Below are 24,009 nucleotides of genomic sequence, written 5' to 3'. Positions count from 1 at the left end.
CGCACCTTCAAAGTCCAAGCCCGCGCTTTTTCCCCAGCGACCAATCCATCCCGCCGCTGGGCGTAACCGTCCCCCTCACCTCTTGGCCAAGATGGGCATCAAGCGATCGGGTCCACGGCACCAGCTGGAACCCAAGGCGGTCCTCGATCATGGCGAAACGGCCCGAAACCAAATCCAGCCGCCGGCTATAGAGCCCCGCGACCATGTCGCCCTTGCCAGTCTCGATGTAGGCGGCCCCCGTCTCCGCTCGCAGGTTCGCGGCGACCCGTTCCAGTTCTCTTCCCCGAAGCGTGGCGATCAGATTGCCGACGGGCCTCCACGCGCTGGCTGATCGGCTCGCCAGACCGATGCGCTCCAAGTGAGTCCGCCGCTCGTCGAGCGCCGTTCGCACCTCCTGGCCAAACCCGGCTTGAGCGAGCGCATGAGGCTCGCCAGAGACCATCTGTCGATCGAGCCAAGTCGCCCCTGACGCTTTAACCTGGGCGGCTAGATCCAGGTCGGAGCGGTGCAGAAGTTCAAGCCGACTGGCGCCGTCGTCCAGGACTCGCGAGCGCACCTCGACAAGGCCGCCGATCGGGGTGTCGCCGGTGTGCGATAGGTCGCCGAACCGGATATGGTGGCTTCGTCCGTCGATCGCGTCGACGACCACGTAGGCTTGGCCGGTAAACTCATCGTGCAGGCCTCGATCCGCCAGCTTTCCAAAGATCGGCGAGGCGAGTTCACGCCCCTGAATGACGACAGCGTTCAGATCGCGGTCCTTCCCGCTTAGCGTCGCGTGAAGCGTCTTGATGATGTCGCCGCGTTCGGCCAAGCCGCGAAGCTGTGGTTCCAGATCTTCGACCAAACCCCAGCGGCCAGGCTCCTCGGCGCGCGCTAAACCCAGGCGCTCCAGATATTGAGCGCGCCCGACCAGGCGCGGGTCGACACGCCCCACGCCTGCTCCACCGGGGCGCAGATCAACGCCACCGCGCTCGTCTGTCAGTTCTCCTAGTCGGCGATCCAGTTGTGTCCAGCGGTCGGCGGTCATCTCTCGATCGAGGCTTGCCTTGATCTCCGCCTCGGTTCTGGGCCCAAGCTCAAGCGACACCAAGGCCTCCGCAATTTCCCGGAAGCCGTGCTTGATGAAGTGGGGGTTGATGACCAAGTCGCGGCCATCATCGGCAACGCCACGAACAAGGACATGGACGTGGGGATTGTCGGTGTTCCAGTGATCGACCGCGATCCAGTCTAGCCGCGTGCCCAGCGCCTGCTCGGCCCGCTCCATGATGCCCTGCGTGGTGGTGCGCAGGTCTGGGAGTTGCGCCGCGTCGTCGGGTGAGATGATGAAGCGGAAATGGTGGCGATCGTCGTCGCAGCGCCGGACGAAGGCCTCGTGATCCGCCACGCCGTCGCGATCGAACATTTCCGCCCGTTCGCCATCGCGCGTTGCGCCCTGCCGGCGAAGATAGCTGAGGTGCATCTTCATCGGGGCTGCCCGATAGCGAGACCCCTTGTGCTGAATGATACGCGCCTTGATGACGACCCCCCGGGACGCCAGGCGCCCTCGTGATGTCGAGGCCCCGCGTCCAAACCGTCCCGACCGTCCCCTGGCACCCATGTCGAGCGCACCAAGTCCCGATCGACGGGCCGCGGTCAGAACCTCCCCGACAAATCCGCGGGCCTTGGCGCCCGCGCCGGCGGCTTGGTCGCGGGGGCGGCCGACACGTGGCCGAAAGTCATTCTCGCGCCTCATAAGTCCGCCCTGGCGGAAAGGTCCCGGCCAAGCCCTTGATCGCACAGGGAAAATGGCTCGACGAGGAACCTGCCCCCTCTCGTGGGTTCTGGAAATTCTTCAACACCATCAATGACATGGGACCAAAAGGTCCCTGTCCTTTTATCTTGCCCTAGACCTGAGCACTTACTCGCCTCGTTCCCGCCAGCCCGTCCGACTTTGATCGCGACCCGAAACGCCCTCATGGCCATAACCCACCCGTGCCCGCGCGATCTGCCTGACCCTTGATCGACGAGTCACCCTTAGCGCTCGGAGCCACAAACAGACCGGCGGCTCGCGGGTCCACGTTGGCGATGGGACGTGTCAAAGGCAGCGGTTGCTCGAGCAAGGGAGCCACACGCTGAATGTAGATCTGGGTCTCGCGTGGCAGGGGTTGCGTGCCAGCCAGATAGTTCGCGTAACGCTGCGGTCCTGCGTTGTAAGCTCCAAGCAAACCTGGCGCTCCGAACCGATCATACATGCGCCGAAGATAAGCTGACCCGGCCAGAACATTGGCGCGCACGTCAAAGGGATCGTCGCCAAGCCCGAGCTCAAGGGACATTTCGCGCCAGGTGGCCGGCATCACCTGCAGCAAGCCCATCGCGCCTTTTGGCGATCTCGCGTCAGGTCTGCCGCCGCTTTCCTGGCGCATCACCGCATAGATCCAGGTCTCCGGAAGACCAAATCGAAGCGCCGACTCCGATACAGACTGGGCGATCTCACTGCGGGCCTCCGCTAGACCATTGGGGAACCCCTCTGCGGATTGCGCAAAGGCCGGAGCCTCCAACGCAAACCCGCCCAGGAGCGCACCCAGAGCAACCACCGCGCACGTTCCGCGCAAAGGTCTTGCATTCTTCGCGGTCGCATCGATCGTGCGGCCGTGCTTGCCGGCGTCAAGGGCGAGGCGCGAGACGCGCCGGCCTCGCGGCCCCCCTTGACCCCAGCCGCGCACGACCGCTGACAAAATCTCGACCGGGACGAGGAAAGGACCGGCAAACCGACCGAACAAGGAAAGGCTGGAAAGTAGCTTCATGGCCGCGCGTCCCACGTCCAGAGGGGGCGTGCGCGACCGATGATCCCGTGTACCGGCAACGGGCCAAAGTAGCGGCTGTCCAGACTGTCGGCGGCGTTCCGATTAACGATCAGGATCTCAGTGGCGGTCAGACGATGGCACCCCGAGTAGGCAGGTAGCCCCCTGCCCCACCGGTCTGTTTGGCGCATGCGGGCGACCATCTGACCGTCGATCCACAACCTGTCGGAGCGCCCGCAGACCTCCTGCCCGTGACGCGCCGCAACTTGCTTGAGCAGCGGCACGTTGGCGGGAAGGTAGTGACGCCGCGCCATCCAAAATGCCAGACGCGCGGGCGGCCTGATAGCAACCCACTCGCCAACGCGCGGCGCGCCAGGGTGCAAAGTGTAGAAGCCGATCGGCGCGCTCGCCGTCGTGTTGAACAGCAGGCGAGGCGCGATGGTTTCGCGACTGGCCAGAAGCATCAGGACACATCCCGCGCCCGCCCAAACGGCGAGACCAAGTTTTGATCGGGCGCTCATGACAGTAGCTGGCGCAGCAGCCATGCGCGATGACGGCGGCGGGAATAGACGCGCGGCGGCAGGCCCGCGCCAATCCGTGCGCCGACATGGCGCCAATAGTCGGGCGCGGCTAACTCTGGCCGCACGCCGCTCCGCTCCACGCCGTCAATGGCTTCGAGCACGGCTTGGACCTTTGACCAGCTGGCCAGGTCGAGCAGGATCTCCACACCGGGCGAGACTTCCGGGTAGGTCGTGAACGGCTGTCCCTGCCCCACCGCCCGCAGGATGGCGATGCGGGAATCAAGCGTCCCGTAGTCTCCCGCCCGCCACCGCACGAAAGCGAAAACGGCGCCCGGCGCGAACAGAACCGTGCGGCGGCGGCGGTCATGAACCTGCTCGCCGACGGATCGGCCGAAACGGATCCAACGTTCGATGCGCTCCTTCAGGAACAGGAGCTCGACGCGGGTGAGGCTCGGCGGCGGTCGCTCAAACATCGCCGAACCGCCGTGCATAGGCCGGAGCCAGGGCCGCGTGCGCCTTGGCCGGCGGCGTCGTCACCGCCGCTTCGTCGCTGGTCGAGCGCCGCTCGCCGCGACGCGACCAGGCCTCCAGGTCGGCCAAGGTGTAGACGATGCGCCCGCCGTTCTTGCGATAGACCGGGCCGGTGCCGTAGCACCGGTGCTTGGCCAGGGTGCGTTCGGATATGCGCAAATGCTTGGCCGCCTCGGGTGCCAGCAACAGGCGCTCGGAGGTCGGCAGGTCGTTTGGCGACATGCTCTGGTCCCTAGGCCGCCGGAAAATCTCCGGACATCGGACGGCGGTTGGGGGAAAGCCTGACGTTCAGTCGGCGGGTCGAGGGATGGCGAAGATGGCCCAGGGCTGATTTCGCCACCTAGAAGCCGGCCCTCAGCAGCTTGAGATAGCCGCCCGCCATCAAGCTTCGGCCTCGGCGCACCAGCCGGATGGTGACGTCGCGCAGGGAAGATGTCTTGAAAGCGTCGCTGTCGAGGTTCTCGCCGCCGAATAGACCAGCGGCGATGTCGCGGTAGCTTTGCGCTCGGAGAGACCCATCGAGCGCGAAAAGGCTGCGGGCCAAGCGCGCTCGTTGCTCGGTGTTGAAGCGCGACCTCGGCGGCGCGTTGGTCTGGGTTGCGCGCCGCAAGGCGTCGAGGGCCCGGACACGTAGATTGAAGTCCTCGTCGTACGACAGCACGATCATCAGTGGTCCGTCGGGCGCAGCATCACCGCGGAACTGCAGCTGCAGGCCGCTCGCGAGCCGCAAATGTCGTCCGTCCGCGCCATAGACCGGCGCGCCATTCACGGCCGGAAGCGCCCTGGCCGCCCCGAACGATCGCCGCTCCAAAGGCACGACCAGGCCCGGCGCGGCGTCAGCACGCCACACGACACGCGCGGCCTCAGCGGACAGATCGGGATCGGCGGGCGCGCTCAGGCCCCACCGCGTCTCCAGAGCGCCCCCGTGCTTCAGATCGTCGAAGTGGAGCCGGTATGCTGGGTTCCTGCGCAGAAACTCCCAGCAAAGGCTGGGGATCGTAAGTCGTAGGAACGCGCGCCAGCCACCGCCGTCGTTGCCGCCCGGCGTCCGATCCGTGCCCGAGGTGGCGTGCGCAGCGGCCATGCCACAATGGCGACAGATGGTCTGAATCTATGCACTGAAAACGTCGCGTACTAGCCTTCACACTACGCTAGTGCGCAGCCGTCCCGGCACTCAGACGCAACAAATTCGCTCCAGCAACGCGACTATTCACTCGCCGTAGTGAAACGGTTGCCGACTAAGGTGCAGCGCTATTTGCGCAGTGTCAGGGCGACCGAGATCAGGTCGTGGATCTTTTGGAGCTCGCCGTCCTTCAACCCAACGATCTGTCTGAAGATTGCTGCCAGCGGGTCGGCCTGATGTGGCTTCACCTCGAAGCCTCCGCTGTAGAAAAGCTCCCAGATTTCGACTTTCAATGCCTCAGCCACGCGAACGACAGTATCGAAGGTCGGCGCGGTCTCACCATTCTCAAGGCGCTGGATGGCGTTCGGTTGCCGGTCAGATAGCTCGGCTAGCTGCGCTTGGCTTAAGCCAACGCGCTTTCGATGGTAGCGGACCATCGCACCAAACTGCTCTTCCAGTGTCGACATCGCCCCTGAAGCCCAACTACGCAACGGAGGCAGATGATCAGTGTCACTCAATTCCGCGACACGCCCTGAAAGGGTGTATTTTACTACGATTACACCTTTTCAAGGTGGATTTAGTGTACGACTCTGTGGGGCAATCTCTGGTGGATCGTCCGATGGATGGCTTCTTCCCTCCCGTGCCCCCGCGCTCGGACCTCGCGCTCGCCGTTGAGTCGCTGTGCCGGCGCTATGACACATGGTTCCGCGACGTGCTGCGCCGGCGCTATGGCGACCAGGCCGACGACTTGGCGCATGAGGCTTATTTGCGCACGGCCGCGCACGAGGCCCAGGGCAAGGTCCAGCATCCCAAGGCGTTCCTGCTCAACGTGGCCAACAACCTCGCAACGGATCAGCGGCGCCGAGAAAAGCGGGAGAACGACTACGCGACTTATCGCGGCGCCTTCCCCACGCAATCGACGGCGGCGACCCAGGAGATGGCGCTCGCGGTCAAGCAGATCATGCTAGCCCTACCGCCAGAGTTGCGCGATTGTTTGATCATGAGCCGCCTCGACGGCCTGACGCATGGGGAGATCGCGTTGCAGCTCGGACTCACCAAGCGCACTGTGAAGGATCGGGTGCGACGAGCCGCCATCTTGGTCGCCGCATCCATGCAGGACTAAGGCGCGATCGCGATGATCAAGGACCCGAAGAAAGCGCCTCGCCCTGTCCGCGAGGCCGCCGACTGGTTCACCCGGCTCAACGAGCCGCTCATAGAAACCGAGGAGCTTGAAGCGTTCTCGGCTTGGAAAGCCAAACCCGAAAATCGCGTGGCCTACGAGCGGCTGGAGGACATCAACCGCGCGATGCTCACGCTGAACGACGATCCCGACATGCGCCAAGCCAAGGCAGATGCGTTGGCGCGCGGCGCGGCGCGGCGCCGTCAACGGTTCGCGAGCTGGCGCACATCGCCGCGCGCGATCGGCATCCTCGCGGCGGCCTGCGTGGTCGCCGCGATCGGCGCGGCGGCGGTGCTGCGCCTGCCGACCTACTCGACCCGTATCGGCGAGACGTTCAGCGCGACGCTTCAGGACGGGTCTCGGATCCAGTTGAACACCGACAGCGCCGTCAGGGTTCAATATTCAGCGGGGCAGCGCCGCATCGAACTCTTGCGCGGCCAGGCCATGTTCCAAGTCGCTCACAATGCGCAGCGCCCCTTCATCGTGGTCTCCGGCGACGCCGAAGTGCGCGCGCTCGGAACGCGCTTTGACGTGCGCCGACTTGGGCAGACGATGCGCGTGGTTCTCGCCCAGGGCAGCGTCGAGGTCACCGACAAGTCGGTGCGCGAGACGCCCTGGCGTCTGACGGCCGGCCAAGCCTTGGCGCTTGAACCCAAATCCGCCATGACGCCACACCCCGAACCTGTTGACGTGCCGTCGGCCACCAGTTGGACGACCGGCAACGTGACCTTCGAAGGGGTCCCGCTGTCCGAAGCTATCACCGAACTCAATCGGTATCGACGTGACAAGATCATCCTCGCCCCGAGCATTCCCGCCAGCCGTCTGATCGGAGGCGTGTTCTCGGCGGGCGACAACGACGATTTCATCGTCGCCGTGTCGGCGCTCTACCACCTAAAGACCGTGCGCCAGCCAAACGGCGATGTGGAATTGCAACCCGTGGTGGACAATGCAAGTTGACGTCATAATTATTTCATGAGGACGCTGTCCTGCGACGTCATCCCGGTCGTCTCACCCCCGAGCCTTCGACGGGGCCACAGCGCATCATCTTGAGCGCCTCCGTCGTCGGCGGGGGAAATTGAGCCATGAAGCCTGTTCTTGGGGACCTGTTGTTCGGCGCCAGCGTCGTTGTTTTGGCGGCGGTCGCCGCGCCGTCGAATGCGGTGGCGGCCGAGCCGACGGTCACGCTCAACCTGCCCGCCGGCCCGATGCAGAAGTCGCTCGTGGCGCTCGCGACCCAGGCCGGCGTCAAGATTTTGTTCGAGATGGACTTGGTCGCCGGTCTAAGAGCGCCCGCGCTGCAGGGGCAATTCACCGCGCGTCAAGCCGCCGAACGGCTGCTCGTCGGCAGCCATATCGCTGTCGATCAGGTGCGACCCGGCGTGCTGGTCCTGCGGTCCCTACGCCCCGGGGCCAGCGCCGAAGCCGTGACGCATCCGGCGAGCGTTCTCGGCGCGGAGGGACCGCAAGACGACGACAACATGCTTTCGGAAATCGTGGTCGGCAGCCATATCCGCGGCGGCCAGGGCGCCTCGCCGATCGTTACCTTCGACCGCGCCGCCATCGACCAAGCCGGCTATGCGACCCTCGCCGATGCGCTAACCGCCCTGCCCCAGGCCTTTGGCGGCAGCGTGTCGGACGACACCGGCGCGACGGGCGCCGACACCACGGGTGTAAACACCGCGCGCTCGACCGCAGTCAACCTGCGCGGTCTGGGCGCGGACTCGACGCTGGTGCTGGTTGACGGGCGGCGCATGGCCGGCGCGGGGCTCAAAGGCGATTTCGCCGACGTCTCCAGCTTGCCACTGGTCGCGGTGGAACGCGTTGAGGTCCTGCTCGACGGGGCTTCGGCGCTCTACGGTTCGGACGCCGTCGGCGGTGTGGTCAACATCGTCATGCGCAAGGACTATGAAGGCGCCGAGACGCGGCTGAACGTCGGCGGGTCCACCCGCGGCGACCTTGGGCAGGTGTCTATCGCCCAGACCTTTGGCGCCCGCTGGACCGGCGGCCACGCGTTGATTTCCTACGAGCACCAGGACCGCCAGGCCTTGGCCGGGCGTCGGCGCTGGTATGCCGGCCAGACCGACCTGCGCCCCTGGGGCGGAACCGATCAGCGGCGCTACTACGCCAAGCCGGGGACCATCGTGTCCTTCGAGCCCGCCAGCGGCGCCCTGGCCCCCACCTACGCGGTTCCAAACAGCGCGCCAGGAACGGTGCTTCGGGCCGGCGACTTCACCGCCGGGCAAAATCTGGAGAACTGGCGAGCTGGCTACGACATCTTGCCCTCCCAGCGCCGCGACAGTTTGTTCCTCGCCGCGGGTCAGGACCTTGGCGCGCATGTCACGGTCTCCGCAGACCTGCGCTATTCGGACCGCCGCTTCCATGCAATCGGCCTAGCGTCCGACAGCCTCATCTTCGTCACGCCCGACAATCCCTGGTACGCCTCGCCGACCAACGCCCCCTCCGAAATCGTCGCCTATTCCTTTCTCGACGAATTGGGCGGCGTGCGCAGCCGAGGTTCGGTCCGCAGTCTGGCCGTATCCGCCGGCCTGGAGGCGCGGCTTCCGCGTGATTGGCGCCTGACGACCTATGTCGCCCACGCCGGAGACCTGGCGAACACCCGGGGCGACAACGTGGTCAACCCAACCCTCCTCGACGAGGCTTTGGGCGCTACGCCGGATGATCCGGCGACCGCGTTCAGTGCCGCGCGGGATGGATATTTCAACCCCTTCATCGGCCAGGGCGCCAACAGCAGGGCCGTGCTCGACTTCATCGGCTCAGGCTATGAGAGCCGGCGCACGCTGGGTAAGACCGACAGCTTCAGCCTACAGGCGGATGGTCCCCTGGCCACCCTGCCCGGCGGACCGCTTCAGGCGGCTGTCGGCGTGCAGTTTCGCCGCGAGCGGCTCGACACCCGCGGAACGAGCTTCGTCGGCGGGACCGCGCCGCGCGCGGGGTTTGCCCGTAAGGGTGAACGCACCGTCAGCGCCGCATTCGTCGAACTGCGGGTTCCCCTGGTCGGCGAAGCCAACCGGGTGCCCGGTATCGAGCGCCTGGAGCTTTCGGCCGCCGGCCGCATCGAGTCCTACGACGACGTCGGAACCAGCACGGTTCCCAAGTTCGGCTTGGTGTGGAAGCCGATGGGCGATCTCACGATCCGGGGCACCTATGGCCGGGCGTTTCGTGCGCCGTCGCTGGGCGAGCTGAACGACCGCTTCCTGATCACGCCGGTGTTCCTGACGCGCGGCGCCGACACCGTGCTCAGCCTGCTGCTGTTTGGCGGCAATCCAGACCTCAAGCCCGAAACCGCCAAGACGTGGACGGCAGGGCTCGACTGGACGCCCAGGGCCCTGCCAGGCCTCAAGGTCTCGGCCTCGACCTTCGAAACCCGGTTTAAGGACCGCATCGGACAACCGGCCAACGATAATCTGGGCATCGTGCTGACGGCCGACGAGTTCGCCGCCTTCCGCCAGTTCGTCGATCCGGCGGGCAGCGCCAGTGATCGCGCCTTGGTCCAGGGGCTGATCGACGACCCGGCCTCGCGCGCCAAGGGCCTCTTCCCGGCCGCCGCCTATGGCGCGATCGCCGACGCGCGGTACGTCAATACCGCCGCCCTGACCGTCCGCGGCGTGGATCTCTCAGCGCGCTACGGCCTGAGCCTGCGGGGCGATCCGCTCGATCTGGACGCCAGCCTGACCTGGCTGACGGATTTCAAGCGTCAGACCACAGCTGTGGCGCGGCCGGTCGATTTGGCCGGTCAGACCGGCTCGCCGGCCGACCTGCGGCTGCGCCTCACGGCGACCTGGACGCACGGCCAACTGGCGACCACGGGTACGGTTAACCAGGTTGGCGACCTTCGCACCGAAACGGGTGAGCGCGTTTCATCCTGGTCGACGGTGGACGCCCAGGTCCGATGGACGGCGTCGGCGAACAGCCGCCTTGAGGGCCTGACCGCCGCCCTGAGCGTCACCAACCTCCTTGATCGCGACCCGCCGTTCTACAATTCCCCGCTGGGTTTGGGTTACGACCCAGCCAATGCGGATCCAGGCGGTCGGCGCGTGAGCCTGCAGCTCACCAAGGCCTGGTAGCCGGGAGGATCCGATGACCCTAGTGCTCAAGCGCCGCGTCGCGGCGATCGCCTCCGCATGCCTGCTCGCCAGCGCCCCCGGCGCGCTGGCCGCCACGAGACCCTATACGATCGACGACCTGCTGCAGTTGCGCACCCTTGGCCCGGCCGTGGTGGATTCCAGCCAACGCTGGCTGGTTGTCGCCACGACCGCGCCTTGGTCGCAGGCGCCGCGCTACGACCTGGACTGGGCGACCTTTGAAGCCCTGGGTCAGTTGGCTTTCATCAATCTGGACACGCCCGGTCCGCTACGGCCTCTGCTGCCTTCAGAGCCTGGGGTCGGCTATGTCGCCGGCCCGTTCTCGCCCTCGGGCGCCAAGATGGCCGTCTTTCGGCTTAAGGGTCACGCCCGGGAGATGGGTGTGGTCGCCTTGGCGACGGGAGAGGTCCGGTGGCTCGAGCTCGAGGTCGAATCCGCGCCCTGGGGCCGATCGGTGCAGTGGCGCAGCGACGACGAGTTGATCGCGATCGCGCGCGCGCCCGGCGCGGCCTCGCGGGGCCTGGGCTACGGGTGGCAGGTCCAGGCCCGCTTGCCAGAGCTCTGGGCCAGCGCCGCCCGCGGCGATGCGGCCGTCACCGCGCTTGGCGCTGGCCGCTACGCGGCGATCAATCCACGCCTGAGGAGCGAGCGGCTGGTGGCGGTCACGGTCTCGACCGGCGCGGTGCGCGCCTTGGTAGAGGGCGAGATCGTCGATCTGGAGATCGCCCCCGGCGGCGGGAGGGCGGCGGTCGTGGTCGAGGGCGAGGCCATCCCCGTCCTGTCGACCGACACAGTCACCCCCTCGACCCCGTGGCGGCGGCGACGCCTCAAGCTGGTAGACCTGGCCAACGGCGCAGTCCGCGAGCCGCTCCCCCAGGCGGACCTACTGCCCACGAGCCTGGTCTGGTCGCCCGACGGCCAGCGGCTTTTAGCGTTCGCCCGGCCCGACGGCGGGGACTGGGCGACGGGATCGTTGCGCGAGATCGACCACCAAGGCGCGGCACGCGACTTGTCGGCCGACGGCGTCGCGCCCAAGCTGACGACGGCGCGCGATGGGCAGGTGATGGTCCGGGCGGGCTATGCCTTTGGCCAGGTGGTGATGTTTGGCGGACGGGCTAGCGGCGCTACGGAGAGCACCCCGGCCTGGCGCAGGCTCGATGGCCGCCCCCTGGGTGTATCGGACAGCGCTCGTCTTGAGGTGAGCGACTCCTCCGGCGCGATCTTCACCACGGGTGATGGCGTTGTCCGACTCGGATTGGGCGGAACGCCCCGGGCGCTCGCCGGGCGCGGATTCCGGCTGCAACGTCCGACCGAAGCTTCGATCGGCGTGCGACCTCTTCTAACGCCCACGGTCGGCGGACCTTTGTGTTGCGCCCTGTTGTCGGCGACGGCTTTGCGGCTAGGCCACGCCACCTTGCGGCTGAAAGCCGACGAGACCGTGCTGACCTACGCCCCGGGCCGTGGCCAGGCGGTGGTCGAACACCGCGCGCCGAGCGGGGTATCGACCGTGGCGCTGCGGACGATACGCGGTGACCGTCCGCTCCTGACGCTCAATCCGCAGCTGGCGCAGGTCGATCGGCCCACGGCCCAGCCGATCCGCCATCTCGGTCCCCAGGGCGAAGCCCTGACCAGTTGGCTGTTTCGGCCCGCGCACGCGGCAGCCAGCGCCAGGCTCCCGGTGATTGTCGTGCCCTACCCCGGCTCCAGCTATCCCACGCCGCCGACCATGACCCAGCCGCAGTATCCGCAGTTCTCGGCGAGCGTCCAAGCCATGGTCGGACAGGGCTACGCCGTCATCACGCCCAGCCTGCCCATGTCGCCGGAAACCGAGCCAGGCGCCGAATTGGCGGCGTCGATGCTGAAGATCGTCGACAAGGCCGCCGAGTCCGGCGGTGTGGACCCGCTGCGCGTCGCCGTGTGGGGACAGAGCTTTGGTGGCTATGCCGCCTTGCTGGCCGCCACCCAGAGCGACCGGTTCTCCGCGGTGATCGCTTCGGCGCCGGTGTCGGACTTGGCCAGCTTTTGGGCGGCGGTGCCGCCGCAGGTTTCCCTGATCGCCGAACAGGGCTTGCCGGTCGCCGCCCTGGCGGGCTGGGCCGAGACTGGCCAAGGACGCATGCTGGGTCCGCCTTGGCGAGATCCCGAGCGCTGGCGACGCAACAGCCCGCTCTGGTCGGCCCAGCGCATCAAGGCGCCGCTGCTGTTGATCCAGGGCGACATCGACGCTGATCCAAGTCAGGCCGCGATGATGTTTCAGGCCCTGGCGCGCCAGAACAAGGATGCTCTCTGGCTGACCTATCACGGCGAAGGCCATGTCGTGATCAGCGCGGGCAACCTACGCGACCTCTATGCCCGGGCGTTCGGGTTCTTGGCCGACAGTTTCGCCGCGACGCCATCGGCGCCTGGAGGCTCGGCGCCCTAGGCGCCGCGCGCCTCCCACGCCCGAACCCAGGATTCCAACACCGCCAGGCAAAGGATTTCAGCCGATCCGTCGCGCCAGATCATCGCCTCTGGGTGCATGATCTCCGACAGCGCCGCGACATCGATCAGGCCCCGCGCCGCCAGCCGACCTTCCAGCAGGCGCGGCCGAAGGCCCGGCAAGCTCCTGGCCACACCCTTGGCGAAGAAGACCGACAAATCACCTTTGGACTGCCGATCCAGCACAAGCTGGGGCAACTGCGCGCGGAAGGCGGCGCGAACGAAGGCGCGATCCTGTTCGCCGCCACCCAGCACCGCCGCCGGAACCGAAAGGCAAAGCTCGACCAGCGGCTGGCTCAGCAGGGGGTGGATGAGCTGCGCCACCGCGCCGCGCCGGCTGGCGCCGAACACCGCTTGGTTCGCGACCAGCGCCTCGATCTGGATCCGCTTGGCCGCACCAACGCCTTGGAGATCCTGGAGCCAGGGATGCCTCGGCGGTCGCACGGCATGCCGTGCGCCATAGGGAAAGGTCGCACGCACGGGGGCCCGTGCGCCCATCCTCAGAAGCGACCAGACTGATCGGTTGGTGCGGCGCGACAGGGCCATGAGGCCCCGCCGCCGGGGACCACGGGCCAGGAGGTCGAGGGACAATTGCGGCGCCGGCATCTGGTAGAAGACCGCATCCCCGCCCTGTCCCGTGAACAAGGCGGTCTCGCGGCCTTGGGCGAGGCGCTGAGCCAGTACGCCATCATAGACAGGATCGATCGCGTTGAAGCTGGGTCTGGCGACGATCGCCTCGTCGAAGGCGTCTGGCGCGACCGGAGCAACATGGCTGGCGATGACCTCCAGCCGCGCGCGGACGGTCTTGGCGACGGCGCGGGCGTAGGGGCGCTCGTCGGCCTCGGCCTGCGGCCAATGAAAATTGATGGCCGCGCCCAGTTTGACGCCCTCCGCCCGGAGGCTGGTGGCGACGATCGCCGAATCCAGCCCGCCAGAAATCTCGCAAAGTATGGGACCCCGGCCGGACGCCAGCGCCGCGATACAAGCGCGCGAGACCAGGGGTATGCGCTCAGCCGCAGTCCAGGCGTCGACCTTTGGCGTCCTGGCGAAACGCGCCGGCGCCCAGAGTCGCCGCACCTCACCGGCCTCGTCGACCACCGTGCCCGGCATCACGGCCGTCACGCCGGTAAGCGGGAGGTTTGCGCTGGCCAGGTCGGGTTCGGCGATCAGGTCAGCCAGGCGCGCCTCGTCGATGGCAAGGTCATCCGGCGCGAGGCCTGGCGGCACGTCGTCGCTCACGCACCAGGCATCGCCCCTGCCCCAGATCAGAGCGTCCAGCGCCCCGAGCGGCTCTCTCAAGACGACCGGGCGGCGCTCCCTGACCGGCAGCACCAGGACATAGCGTCCCCAGGCCTCGTCGATGACGCGCCGCGCCACGGCCACGCCATCCTCGTCGCCCAAACGATGCAGGTCATAGGGGGCGACGGCGCCGGCCTCGGTCGCGGCACGGTCGAACATCTGACCGATCAGGACGCCCCCCTTGGGCAAGAGCGACACGGACGGCGCGGCGGCCCCACGCACATAGACCCGTAGACAGAAGCGCTCCAGGACCAGGCTCCACCCGTCTTGGCCGTTGAAGGCCGCGTGAAGAGCGTCAGCCTCGACGGCGGGTTGGCCGGGCGGCCAGGTCATCAGCAGGTAGCTCACCGCGGACCGCCGGCCGGGGCTGTGAGGATAGGCCGATAGGCGCACAGGCGTTCAGGCCAGTCGTCCAACGCGTGCGTGCCCGACTGCAGCCAACAGTGCGCGCGGAAGGGCCAGGTCCGGACGCCGATCACGAAGTCGGGACGATGGCCCAGCGCCATCAGAAACCGTCGCCTCAGGACGCTGCGAAACAGGCATTCTCCATCAAAGGGGCTCCAGGCGAGCAACGCGTCGATCACCGCGCAGGCTTCGGCGAGCGACCGGCGGCCCCGCCCCGGCTCGGCCGCCCGCTCGGCGCGCAAGGTGGTCAGCAACCGCGCCATCGGCCACCGCCGAACCGCCCCGGCCACATGCCAAGCCTGGAGCATAAAGAGGAGCACTTCGGAGAGCCTGACCTCGACGTGGCGAGGCCGGGCGAGCCGCGTCCGCGGCGCAAATACCGGCTGGGTCTGCGCGGCGCCGACTTGGCGATCCTCGACCAGGCCGCCCGCGATTAGGTCATCAACCGCGTGCGGGGGCTCAAAGCACAGCGCCCCATCCTCCCGAACGGACAGGACCTTGCCACCATCGAGCAGACAGACATAGGCGTCGGCGTCTTCGTCCAAAAGGACCAGGTCGTCCTCGATCATCACGGCGTGTACGCCCGGACGCCAAGCTAGAGTCATTTCACCCTCCGTGATCATGAACCGCGAGGTAGCAAGCGCGGGTGCGGCCGGCGGTTTCAGCCGCCGACCGCTCGCCGCTGTCAGTCCCAACGGCGAACCATGTTGGGCTCGGGGAACAGATCCCCGATCCCGGAGCGGGTCAGATGCTTGGCCGAGCCCAGGCGGATCAGCCGATATTTGGGAGACGTCATGGCGCCCTCCATTGTGGGAAGAGGCCGCCGGACGACGTTGAGCGCCGCCAGCGGCGAAAGGACGTCAGCGAGCCGCGTGTGGGCGGCCTAGGCGTCCGACGAAACGGGCCGGCGACGTGCGCGGCCGGCCCGCGGCTCGATGATCAGGCGGGGTCGTACCGCTTAATCTGGTTGGTCTCCGGAAGCAGAACCCCGGTGCCGGAGCGCGTCAGGCGCTTGGCCGAGCCGAAACGGATCAGCCGGGTCTTGGTCTTGGTCATGATGGCCTCCTCTAAGGCAAGAAAAGCCGCTGATTGCGGCCCGACCATCACGCTCCCCCAAGGTTGTATATTCAAATCTATATTATAAAGCCGTCAGACCCAGTGCTCGACCGAGGATGTCGCCCGCGTGGCGCGCCCGCCTGCGATAGTAGCGGCGCACTTGGGCGCGCAGGGCGCGCCGCCCCTCGTCGCTCCAAGTGACCTCGGTGACCGTCTTGGCGATGCCCGTTCGATCCGTGACGCCCAGCACGGAGTCTTCGGCGGCGCGGAAGGGCTCCAGTTGGGCCTGGATGCGCGCCAGCACGGCGTCCAGGATGCTCGCCGGCTCGGCGAAGAGTTCGGCCAGCGCGTCGCCCCCTGGGACGACGAGGTGCGCGCGCGCGGCGCCCTCCAATGGCGCCTCAGCCAGGGCGGCGTCGGCCAGGAGACCGGCAAGCGCATAGAGGCGCGCCAGGCTTTGGCGATCGTGCAGGTGCGCGGCGTAGCCTCCGGCACGCCGGGCGATCACGCCCTCGCCCGCCAGCCAAGCCAAGGCTTCTCGGACGGGCGTGGGGCTAACGCCCAATTCGCCGGCCAGGGTCGTGACCAGCAGTGGCGCGCCTTGCAGAGGTCCCGATCGCACCAATCGGGCGCGAAGCGCCGTCAAGGCGCGGTCGAACGGATCACGGTCTCGGCCCACGTCAGTCTCCGATTTTCGGAAGACTAACTGTCTGCTCGTCGGTCAACGCGGGTCGATCAAACCCACGCCGCGCCCCGCCTCAAGTCGCAGATGTCTGTGGATCATTGATTCGATGTGCAACGATTGGACCAGTCGGTCCCAAATCGTTGCGCGTCCTGTGCGTGATCGTTGCCGGTCCATACGCAACAGTGGCGCAACCGGCCCGGGAAACCCGCGCGCTGAGCGCTGGTATGGGGAATCTTCCGCCGACGGATGGCATACACATGCAAATCGGTTGCAGGACGGCGAAGCCGCTGGCCTACTGTACTTCTAGTTGATTTCGGTCTGGAGCGTAGTATGGCCGCCTCCCCAAAGACGCCGTTGTCGCGTCAGGCGAGACTGCTCTCCAAGATCGTCAAGATGGTCCGCAAGGAGCGCAACATGACCGGCGCGGAGACCGCGGCCGGGATGGGCGTGTCCTTGCGGACCTATCAAGATTTCGAGGCCGGACGCCGCGAATTCGATTTCAACAAGGTCCGGCTGTTCGCCAAGGCCACCCGTTCGGACGCGGTCGGCATCCTGCTGGCCATCCACTACGGTTGGCCCGAACTGGCCGTCCTGTTGATGGACAACAAGCTGGCGAGCGCCTGCTACATCCTGATCCGTGATCTTTTTACCGAGGTCGGGCCGCGCTTGTCGCGCGTGCCCTCGGCGCTGTTGGTGTCTGGCTTCCGGTTCATTCGCGACGAGGTGCTCAAACTCTACGCGCGGCAGGACGCCAGCAGTGAAAATTATATCGAGCGGGCCATCAATGAGAGCTTAGAGGCGCCGCCCGAGCCGCCGGACGACGATGAGCCCGACGACGACGACAAGCCCTAGTCCGAGGGCGGTGGCGCGGCCGCCTTTTCGAGCGGATCGCTTCTGCGGATCCAGGTCAACGGGAAGACCCCGTCTTCGGCGGCCATAAGCCGGGCGTTGACCGGTTCGGCCCAGGTCGGATCGTCCAGCTTGATGTTGAGCAGCGCGCCGCTGGTGTCGCCCGCCTTCCAGGCGGCCCCGACCTCGGTGGCGTCGCCGACCAAGGCAATGAAATCGGGGCCCTTGGCCGAGACCCGATGGGCGGGGGTAAGCCGCAGGGTGGCGTCCAGGCCCAGGGCCGCGATGCGCCCGGTGAACCCGTCGCCCTCGCGGCGGAAGTGACCAATGATCGACATGATGGGAAGCTCCGGCCCGCCGGACGGTGGGAGGGGCCAGGAACGGCGACCCGGCGGACGGTGGGGGAAAACCGTCTGCCGGGCCGCCGCGACCGGGTCCGCCGGGGGGAGCGGCGAGGCACGGTCTGGCCTGCGCGGACCTTGAACAACGACGCCTGGCGGGCGGTTGGGGGCGTCTGTCCGGATCGCGCCAAACGGTTGTGGGCCGCCGCCCCAGCGGCCTCAATCCACCCGGCCGCCGGATCGACGAGAGAGACTCTCTGGCAAAGAAACGGCGGCCGGCCCTAGCCTCGGGCGGGAACGGATTCGACTCGGGCGCGGATCATGTTCTATGTTTGTTCATGTTTGACGAACTGGACCCTGGGAGCGGCGCGATGAGCGATGACAGCGTGGTGATCGACGGCGTCCGGTTCATGAGTCTCTACCACCATGACGGCCGCTTCGTGCGGGGCGCCGGCTTATTCGCCTTCGCCCGGCGCGACCCCGACGGCGGCCGGACGATCTTCTGTTTGGAGCTGGCCCAGGACATCAGCCGCCAAGCCGACTGCGGCCACGCCGCTTGGGGCCACGCGGTCTCGCACGGCATGAATGAGCTCTTGGTGCACTTGGCCGGCTCCCAGCAGACGCCGGGCGAGGTGGATGCCGACGCGACCTTCCCGCCCCTGCGCTACGCTCTGTTCGAAGCGGCCGCCGCTCCGGACGGCGACGCCTTTACGCCCGCCAATCCGGCCGACCAGGCCGTCGCCTAGGGCGACGAGCTTCAGCCGGCGACCGCGTTCGAGCCAAGGCGGCGGGCCGCGCCCGCCCCGCCGGATCGGCGGGGCGGGCTGGCCCGATCAGTCCTCCTTGGGGCCGTTGCTGCGCGACCAGACCAGGCTGTGGGCGCCGTCGATGACGACCAGGGCGGCGTTGATGGCGGCGGCGAACGACGGGTCGTCCAGCTTGACCGACAGGTAGTCATTGTTTTCGCGGCTGGTCTTTTTCCAGGCCGCGCCCAGTTCCGCCTTACCGGCGAACACCCGGAAATCGGGGCTCTTTTCGCCGACCTTGTCGGTGACCGGGCGGAATTGGACGGTCTTGAGGTCGATCGTCAGGGTGCGGATGGCGCCCGAGAACGAGCCGTCAGCATGGGCGGTGAAGGTGCCGATGGTAGCCATGGTGGTCTCTCCGATTTGTTTCGGGCCGCGCCGATCGCGGCCTCGATGGCGATCGTTGGACCGGGGCCGACGTCCGCCCCGCAGAGCCCGCCCTGCCCCAGCCCTTGAGAGTTCTGGGGCGCGCTCCCGAAGCCTTGGCGAAGGACCGAAATGGCCAAGTTTCTTGTCTCGCGAGGAATGGGGGCCAAGAGAACGCAGTGAGTCCCCAGGGGAAGAAAGGCGGCCGTGAGGTTGCGGGAGCGGACCGGCTCCCGGTCAGATCAGGCCAGAAGAGGACGCGGTCGGAGCGCCCGAACCAAATCCCTGGAGAGGCTTCCATGGCTTCCTCGGCGCGTTCGCCGTCCCATCTGACGCGAGGTCTTGGGCGCCATCCGCATCCTGGCGGCGGGCTTAACCCGTCCCGTTCCGCTCGGTCACCGACGAGGCCGACGTCATGCCCTGCTTTCCGAGGGGCTCGCTGGGAAGGTGGTGCTGGCCTCAACCTGAGGAAGACCCGCCGCGAAAACAACGGCTACCTGCCGGTCAAGCGGGATGGCGCGGTGTTCGCCGCCGTCGCCAATGGCGCCTTGGTCGTCATCGACGGCGCCCACAGCCTGGTCTGGTCGCGCGGCGACGGCCCCAAGGCGGACGGATCGGGCCAGCCCGCCTCGTCGATCCGGCGGGGCGGGCGCGGCTCGCCGCTGGCCAGACGCTCCGGGCAAGCTATACCGGCGCCATGACCGCTCTTGTCTTGCTCGCCGCCGCCGTGATCGCCTGCACCACGCCCAAGGTCCATGACGGCGACACCCTGCGCTGCGGGGCCGATCGCATCCGGCTCTTTGGGGTGGACGCCCCCGAGATCCGGCGCGGCCAGACCCCCGCCGAACCGCTCGCCTACGAAGCGCGCGACCTGCTGGCCAGCTTGACGCGGGGGCGGGTTGGTTGCCGGGTGGTCGATCACGACCGCTATGGCCGCCATGTCGCCCGCTGTTGGTCGGACGCCTCGCCCGACATCAACGCGGCCCTGATCCGCTCGGGCCTGGCCACCCAATATCGCCGCTACAGCAAGGGGGCCTACGCGGACGCCGAAGCCGAGGCCAAGCGCGCCCGTCGCGGCGCCTGGAAATAGCGACGCTCAGAAAATAGCTACGCCCTATGCGCAAAGGCGGCCGATCCCGAAGGATCGGCCGCCCCGGTCTTCCATCGAAAGAACGCGCGGGGCGGCCCAGGGCCGCCCCGCCTTCAGCTATTCGGCCGCAACCACCTCAGGCTCGGCTTGAAGCGCCTCGACCTGGGAAGCCGGTTCATCCGCTTGCCCATCCACCGCCGACGTCTCGGCGTCGGGTTCGGCTTCGGCTTCGGGCGACGGGCTCTCGCCCTGCGCCGTATCCGACACCGCCCGGTCGGCGGCCTGTTCGGCGTCATCGCCCGTGGTGTCCGAGGCCAAGCCCAGCTTCACCGTGCGTAGCAAGGCGGGGAGCCAGGGGGTCTGGACGAGCATCGGCTCGGCGGCGGCCACCATCTCTGGCTTGCGTAGGCCAGCGATGCGCCCCGCCGCCTCGGCCGACACGCCCTCGGTCACGGCGGCCAGGACATGGGCCTTGGTCACCCGGTCGAGATAGCGCCCGGCGGTCGGCTTCCAATAGGCCGTCATGTCGAGGTCCAGGGCCGTGGCCAGGGTCTCGGCATGGGCCAGGGCCAGCGGACGGCGCTCGAAGCCGCGCACGGCGTTGAGCGACAGGCTCACGCAGTGGGCCAGCAGGCTGGCGCGGCTGTCGCCGTCAAGACCGAAGACGAAGTCCCACATCGCCTCGGCGTCCTGCGGCATCTGCCGAGCCCAGGCCGCATGACGCTCGGCGTTGGCCTGCCCCGCGAGGCTGTCCTCGATGCCATCGCCGTCATTGGACAAGACATGGGAGCCCATCCGGATATCCAGGCAGGAGGCAAAGCCCCCGACCCCAAACACCCGAAGGACCAAGGCATGGACCAGGGCGACCAGAGCAAGGTCGGGATCGCCCGCCAAGGCGTCGCGCAAGGCGGCGCTGCGGTGGGCGGTCAGGTCGGCGACCAGCCGGGCCGAAAGCGGCGCGGTCGCATCGCCGACCGGCTCGTCCGGGGCTTGAGTATGGGCGTCGTCACCCTCGCCGTCCTCGCCCTGCCCGCCGCCGTACCCGTCCGCGTCATCGTCACCCTCTCCGTCGGCCTCGCCCGTCTCGTCACCTTCGACTTCCTGGGGCTCAGGCGCGGGTTCGTCCTCGGGCCGCACGAACCCGCGATCGATGCGGGCCTCGCCATATTGGCTGAGGACCACGAACACCCCGGCCCGCGCCTTCTCGCCCGGGTCGTATCCGTAGGTTTCGCCAAAGGCCTCCAGGGCGTCCTGGATCGCTTCGAATCGCGCGGCGACCTCGGGCGGCGGCGGCTCGACATCGGCCCATTGCTCGGTCAGGGCCGCGTCCTCGGTCTGCAAGGCGTTGATGGCCTCGACGTCCTGCGCTAAACGCTGCATCACCCGCTCCCAGACCCGCGAGCAGCCATGAGCGCCGGGGAAGTCGAGATAGGCGGCCGACCACTTCCAGCCCTCGGTGTCACGGACATTGACGGCGATGGCGGCGAGCTTTTCGAGCACAAGCTGGTCGAGCAGCACCACATCCTCGATCCAGCCGCCGCGATCCTCAGTGAAGAGATCGCGCAACACCGGACCGCCCGCCTCGGCATAGGCGTCAAGGCCGACAAACTGGACGCGCCGGTCATCGGCCGCGACCTTGGTGTCGGTCATGGCGCGGCGGATCGCATAGGCTTGGCGGTTGTTCTGCGGCAACTGGGCGAATACCTGCATCTGGCGCTCGGGGTCGGGATTGACGGCGAAGGCCATCATCTGTTCCAGCGTCAGGGCGTCCTCGCGATACAGGTCCAGCAGCGCCGGGGCGACCGAGCCTAGGCGCAAGCGCTGACGCACGATTTGCGGCGAGACCCCGAACCGCGCGCCGATTTCCTCGGCCCCGTAGCCCTTGCGGTCGGCAAGGTCCTTGAAGGCCTCGAACTGGTCGGCGGGGTGCATGTCGCGGCGCGAAACGTTTTCATCGAGAGAAATCTCGGCGGGGTCGTTGCGCGTATCCACCACGCATCGCACAAGCTCGGCCTTGCCGATCAGCTTGCGCTTGGCCAGCAGCTTGAGGGCCTGACGACGGCCTTCGCCGATGGTGACGAGGTAATAGCCGCTCTCCTGGCCGCCCTCCTTCACCTCCGGTTCAACCACCAGGGGTTGGAGTAGGCCCTTGACGCGGATGGACGCGGCGCGGGCCTCGACATCGTCGGCCGTATGGCCGACGCGCCGCGCATTGCGCGGCGAGGCTTTCAGCTTGTTGAGGGCGATCTCATGCACGTCGCCGGACTGCACCGGCGCACGGCCGGGGTTCGTCGGGGTTTGGGTTTGCAGGGACATGATGGCCTCCTTTGGGGGCTCGGGGTTCAGGCGCAAAAAGCGCGCCTGACCCCGACGCCCGTCGGCGAGACCGGGGGTGAAGCGGAGTGGCCGGCTTCGCGGGGACCCGGCTGCAGGGCGTCGACTGCCGCTGTCGCCAAATTGTCGAGACGACCGAAGCTGGGCGGAAGCCGGTCCGTAGCGCGCTGGGGGCGGAGCCCTAAGCCACCGGCCGCGGGAGCGGCCAAAAGGACAAGCCCGCGGAGCGGCCAGACAAATGCCCCAGGCCGCGCCGGCGGCCGTCTCTTCGCAAGATGAAGACTGCGAGGAGCCCGCGCATGCGCGTGGCGGGAAGCGGCGTCGAGCGGCCGGCGGCAGGCCAAAGCCTGCCCGCCAGGCGTCGCGCCCGAGGGAGCGGCGAAAGCCGCGGGACCGAGCGTGACCGCCGGCTGCTCTCGATATTGGGGAAGCCGACCGCGCAAGCGGGCGAGCGGACCCTCTTCAAGCGAGGCCGCCCCCGCCGGATCGCGGGCCCTACGGGTGGCCCGACGTTTCTCACGCCGCCGGGCCTGTCACCGGCCGTTCTCACGCAACCGGCGACGGACGCAAATCTGGCGCAGGACCCGTGACCGCGCAATACCGGAGAAATACGGGGGTCCACTCCGAACCATCAGGTGCGAACGACCGGCGGAGCGTGACAATCTGCTCTGCCCGAAGCAGGGTTCGGGCTCGATTCTCAACAAGGACAGTGCTGATGAACGTTTCTGACCTGATCGATGCCGCCGTGGCCGCCGAACCCAAACTGACCAAGACTCAGGCCAAGGCCCTGATCGACGGCGTCTTCAAGGCGCTGACCGAGGCCGCCGTCAAGGGCGAGGAAATCTCGATCCCTGGCTTTGGCAAGTTCAAGGTCCAGGCCAAGCCGGCCCGCACCGGCCGCAACCCCTCGACGGGCGCAGCCATCGAGATCGCCGCCTCCAAGAAGGTGGCGTTCACGCCGGCAAAGCAACTTAAAGACGCCGTCAACGGCTGATACCAACCGCCCGTAGGTCTGACTCAGGCGGGGATTCCCCGATTGGGCGAACAGTGATTCACTCTCCTGATTGCGAAGGAGGTTGTGGATGTCGGCGATCAAGCTTCGAGACGATTATGACGCCGCCCAGACCCGTCGTCTGGCGGCCCGCGCCAAGAATGCCGATCAGGCGCGGCGACTGCTGGCGCTGGCGGCAATCTATGAAGGTCGTAGCCGGACCGAGGCGGCGGCGCTGGCCGGCATGGATCGGCAGACGCTGCGGGACTGGGCGCTGCGGTTCAACGCCCTGGGTCCGGAGGGCCTGATCAACCGTCCGCCGCCAGGGGCGCGGCGCTGTCTGTCGGCGCAGCAGGAGCAGGCCTTGGCCGCCCTGGTGGAGGCCGGTCCCGCGGCGGCGGGACTGAAGGGCGTGGCGCGCTGGCGGTGTTGCGACCTACAGGCGATGATCGCCGAGCGCTTCGAGGTGCAGCTGCACGAGCGCACGGTTGGCAAGCTGCTCAAGCGGCTGGGCTTTTCGCACATCACCACCCGGCCCCGGCATTATCGCCAGGACGTCCAGGCCCAGGTGGATTTTAAAAAAACTTCGCAGGGGCGCTGGCGGGCATTCAGTCTGGCCTGACGCCCGGCACGCCTGTCGAGGTCTGGTTCCAGGACGAGATGCGGGTCGGTCAAAAGACCCACCGCACGCGGGTCTGGGGCAAGACCGGAACGCGGCCCCGCCAGATCGCCGACCTGCGGACCGGTTGCGCCTATCTGTTGGGGGCCATCTGCCCCGCGCGTGGGGTGGGCGCGGCCTGGGCCTGCGAGAAGGCCAACACCGCCGCCATGCAACTCCAGCTCGACGAGATCGCCCTGCAGGTCGCCCCAGGCGCCCATGCCGTGGTCGTCCTCGACCAGGCCGGATGGCACACCACCCAAAAGCTCAGACCGCCCGGCAACCTCACCCTGCTGCCCCTACCGCCACGCTCGCCCGAGCTCAATCCCGCCGAGAACGTCTGGCAGCACCTGCGACAGCGCTTCCTCTCCAACCGGGTGTTCGACGACGACGACGCCATCGTCCAAGCCATC

General features: G+C 67.6%; 24 protein-coding genes. 11 read left to right on the top strand and 13 right to left on the bottom strand.

Annotated features, from left to right (window positions below):
- Positions 1-7 precede the first annotated feature (7 nt).
- The 7 genes from ACP7AG_RS13140 to ACP7AG_RS13110 form a co-directional block, all read right to left on the bottom strand.
- A complete protein-coding gene (locus tag ACP7AG_RS13140; RefSeq protein ID WP_426031307.1) occupies positions 8-1,465 on the bottom strand; it encodes a DUF3363 domain-containing protein in 1,458 nt (485 codons plus the stop codon).
- Between the two features lie 487 nt (positions 1,466-1,952).
- Entirely contained in the window at positions 1,953-2,783 is an 831-nt protein-coding gene (locus ACP7AG_RS13135; protein WP_426031305.1) for a lytic transglycosylase domain-containing protein, read from the bottom strand.
- Positions 2,780-3,244, bottom strand: a complete 465-nt coding sequence (locus tag ACP7AG_RS13130) for a S26 family signal peptidase (protein ID WP_426031303.1) — start codon at positions 3,242-3,244, stop codon at positions 2,780-2,782. Before ACP7AG_RS13130 ends, ACP7AG_RS13135 begins: the two co-directional genes overlap by 4 nt.
- 53 nt (positions 3,245-3,297) lie before the next feature.
- Positions 3,298-3,792 carry a DUF2840 domain-containing protein gene (locus ACP7AG_RS13125; RefSeq protein ID WP_426031301.1) on the bottom strand — a complete coding sequence of 165 codons (495 nt, stop codon included), beginning with the start codon at positions 3,790-3,792 and terminating at the stop codon, positions 3,298-3,300.
- Entirely contained in the window at positions 3,767-4,054 is a 288-nt protein-coding gene (locus ACP7AG_RS13120) for a helix-turn-helix transcriptional regulator (protein WP_426031299.1), read from the bottom strand. The genes ACP7AG_RS13125 and ACP7AG_RS13120 overlap by 26 nt, the downstream gene beginning before the upstream one ends.
- A 118-nt stretch (positions 4,055-4,172) precedes the next feature.
- Entirely contained in the window at positions 4,173-4,916 is a 744-nt protein-coding gene (locus ACP7AG_RS13115) for a DUF2285 domain-containing protein (RefSeq protein WP_426031297.1), read from the bottom strand.
- Positions 4,917-5,083: 167 nt separating this feature from the next.
- Positions 5,084-5,422, bottom strand: coding sequence for a helix-turn-helix domain-containing protein (locus ACP7AG_RS13110; protein ID WP_426031296.1), 339 nt, complete (start codon positions 5,420-5,422; stop codon positions 5,084-5,086).
- A gap of 152 nt (positions 5,423-5,574) precedes the next feature.
- Here ACP7AG_RS13110 and ACP7AG_RS13105 point away from each other — a divergent pair, with 152 nt between their 5' ends.
- From ACP7AG_RS13105 to ACP7AG_RS13090, 4 genes are all read left to right on the top strand, one after another.
- A complete protein-coding gene (locus ACP7AG_RS13105) occupies positions 5,575-6,078 on the top strand; it encodes an RNA polymerase sigma factor (protein ID WP_426031294.1) in 504 nt (167 codons plus the stop codon).
- Between the two features lie 12 nt (positions 6,079-6,090).
- The gene (locus ACP7AG_RS13100; RefSeq protein WP_426031292.1) at positions 6,091-7,092 is read left to right on the top strand and encodes a FecR family protein; all 1,002 of its coding nucleotides are present in this window, start codon (positions 6,091-6,093) and stop codon (positions 7,090-7,092) included.
- Between the two features lie 125 nt (positions 7,093-7,217).
- A complete protein-coding gene (locus ACP7AG_RS13095) occupies positions 7,218-10,220 on the top strand; it encodes a TonB-dependent receptor (protein ID WP_426031290.1) in 3,003 nt (1,000 codons plus the stop codon).
- A 13-nt stretch (positions 10,221-10,233) separates the two neighbouring features.
- A complete protein-coding gene (locus tag ACP7AG_RS13090) occupies positions 10,234-12,660 on the top strand; it encodes a prolyl oligopeptidase family serine peptidase (RefSeq protein WP_426031288.1) in 2,427 nt (808 codons plus the stop codon).
- Here ACP7AG_RS13090 and ACP7AG_RS13085 read toward each other — a convergent pair.
- From ACP7AG_RS13085 to ACP7AG_RS13075, 3 genes are all read right to left on the bottom strand, one after another.
- A complete protein-coding gene (locus ACP7AG_RS13085) occupies positions 12,657-14,363 on the bottom strand; it encodes an asparagine synthase-related protein (RefSeq protein ID WP_426031286.1) in 1,707 nt (568 codons plus the stop codon). The two genes, ACP7AG_RS13090 and ACP7AG_RS13085, sit on opposite strands and share 4 nt — an antisense overlap.
- On the bottom strand, positions 14,360-14,989 hold the full coding sequence (locus tag ACP7AG_RS13080; protein ID WP_426031284.1) for a lasso peptide biosynthesis B2 protein: 630 nt from the start codon (positions 14,987-14,989) through the stop codon (positions 14,360-14,362). Before ACP7AG_RS13080 ends, ACP7AG_RS13085 begins: the two co-directional genes overlap by 4 nt.
- A gap of 569 nt (positions 14,990-15,558) precedes the next feature.
- Positions 15,559-16,155, bottom strand: coding sequence for a GntR family transcriptional regulator (locus tag ACP7AG_RS13075; protein ID WP_426031282.1), 597 nt, complete (start codon positions 16,153-16,155; stop codon positions 15,559-15,561).
- A gap of 336 nt (positions 16,156-16,491) precedes the next feature.
- On the opposite strand from ACP7AG_RS13075, the gene ACP7AG_RS13070 reads away from it, so the two are divergent.
- On the top strand, positions 16,492-17,013 hold the full coding sequence (locus ACP7AG_RS13070) for a helix-turn-helix domain-containing protein (RefSeq protein ID WP_426031280.1): 522 nt from the start codon (positions 16,492-16,494) through the stop codon (positions 17,011-17,013).
- Here the strand turns inward: ACP7AG_RS13070 and ACP7AG_RS13065 are convergent.
- Positions 17,010-17,348 (bottom strand): DUF736 domain-containing protein, encoded by a 339-nt coding sequence (locus tag ACP7AG_RS13065; protein WP_426031278.1) that lies wholly within the window; start codon positions 17,346-17,348, stop codon positions 17,010-17,012. The two genes, ACP7AG_RS13070 and ACP7AG_RS13065, sit on opposite strands and share 4 nt — an antisense overlap.
- Before the next feature lie 374 nt (positions 17,349-17,722).
- On the opposite strand from ACP7AG_RS13065, the gene ACP7AG_RS13060 reads away from it, so the two are divergent.
- Positions 17,723-18,097, top strand: coding sequence for a hypothetical protein (locus ACP7AG_RS13060; RefSeq protein ID WP_426031276.1), 375 nt, complete (start codon positions 17,723-17,725; stop codon positions 18,095-18,097).
- Between the two features lie 87 nt (positions 18,098-18,184).
- Here ACP7AG_RS13060 and ACP7AG_RS13055 read toward each other — a convergent pair whose 3' ends face one another.
- Entirely contained in the window at positions 18,185-18,505 is a 321-nt protein-coding gene (locus tag ACP7AG_RS13055; protein ID WP_426031274.1) for a DUF736 domain-containing protein, read from the bottom strand.
- A gap of 539 nt (positions 18,506-19,044) precedes the next feature.
- Between ACP7AG_RS13055 and ACP7AG_RS13050 the strand changes: the two genes are divergently transcribed.
- The gene (locus ACP7AG_RS13050; protein ID WP_426031272.1) at positions 19,045-19,224 is read left to right on the top strand and encodes a hypothetical protein; all 180 of its coding nucleotides are present in this window, start codon (positions 19,045-19,047) and stop codon (positions 19,222-19,224) included.
- The gene (locus tag ACP7AG_RS13045; RefSeq protein ID WP_426031270.1) at positions 19,221-19,613 is read left to right on the top strand and encodes a thermonuclease family protein; all 393 of its coding nucleotides are present in this window, start codon (positions 19,221-19,223) and stop codon (positions 19,611-19,613) included. Before ACP7AG_RS13050 ends, ACP7AG_RS13045 begins: the two co-directional genes overlap by 4 nt.
- A 117-nt stretch (positions 19,614-19,730) precedes the next feature.
- Here the strand turns inward: ACP7AG_RS13045 and ACP7AG_RS13040 are convergent, their stop codons facing one another.
- Positions 19,731-21,929 carry a ParB/RepB/Spo0J family partition protein gene (locus ACP7AG_RS13040; RefSeq protein ID WP_426031268.1) on the bottom strand — a complete coding sequence of 733 codons (2,199 nt, stop codon included), beginning with the start codon at positions 21,927-21,929 and terminating at the stop codon, positions 19,731-19,733.
- Between the two features lie 733 nt (positions 21,930-22,662).
- On the opposite strand from ACP7AG_RS13040, the gene ACP7AG_RS13035 reads away from it, so the two are divergent.
- From ACP7AG_RS13035 to ACP7AG_RS13025, 3 genes are all read left to right on the top strand, one after another.
- The gene (locus tag ACP7AG_RS13035) at positions 22,663-22,941 is read left to right on the top strand and encodes an HU family DNA-binding protein (protein ID WP_099578495.1); all 279 of its coding nucleotides are present in this window, start codon (positions 22,663-22,665) and stop codon (positions 22,939-22,941) included.
- 88 nt (positions 22,942-23,029) lie between these two features.
- Positions 23,030-23,560, top strand: coding sequence for a winged helix-turn-helix domain-containing protein (locus tag ACP7AG_RS13030; RefSeq protein WP_426031266.1), 531 nt, complete (start codon positions 23,030-23,032; stop codon positions 23,558-23,560).
- On the top strand, positions 23,536-24,009 hold a 474-nt coding region (locus ACP7AG_RS13025), incomplete at its 3' end, for an IS630 family transposase (RefSeq protein WP_426031389.1). The genes ACP7AG_RS13030 and ACP7AG_RS13025, both read left to right, overlap by 25 nt.

Source organism: Caulobacter sp. DWP3-1-3b2 (assembly GCF_049896325.1).
Taxonomy (GTDB): domain Bacteria; phylum Pseudomonadota; class Alphaproteobacteria; order Caulobacterales; family Caulobacteraceae; genus Caulobacter.
The sequence above is the reverse complement of the archived record's forward strand: the minus strand, read 5'-3'. Positions and strand labels throughout refer to the sequence as shown.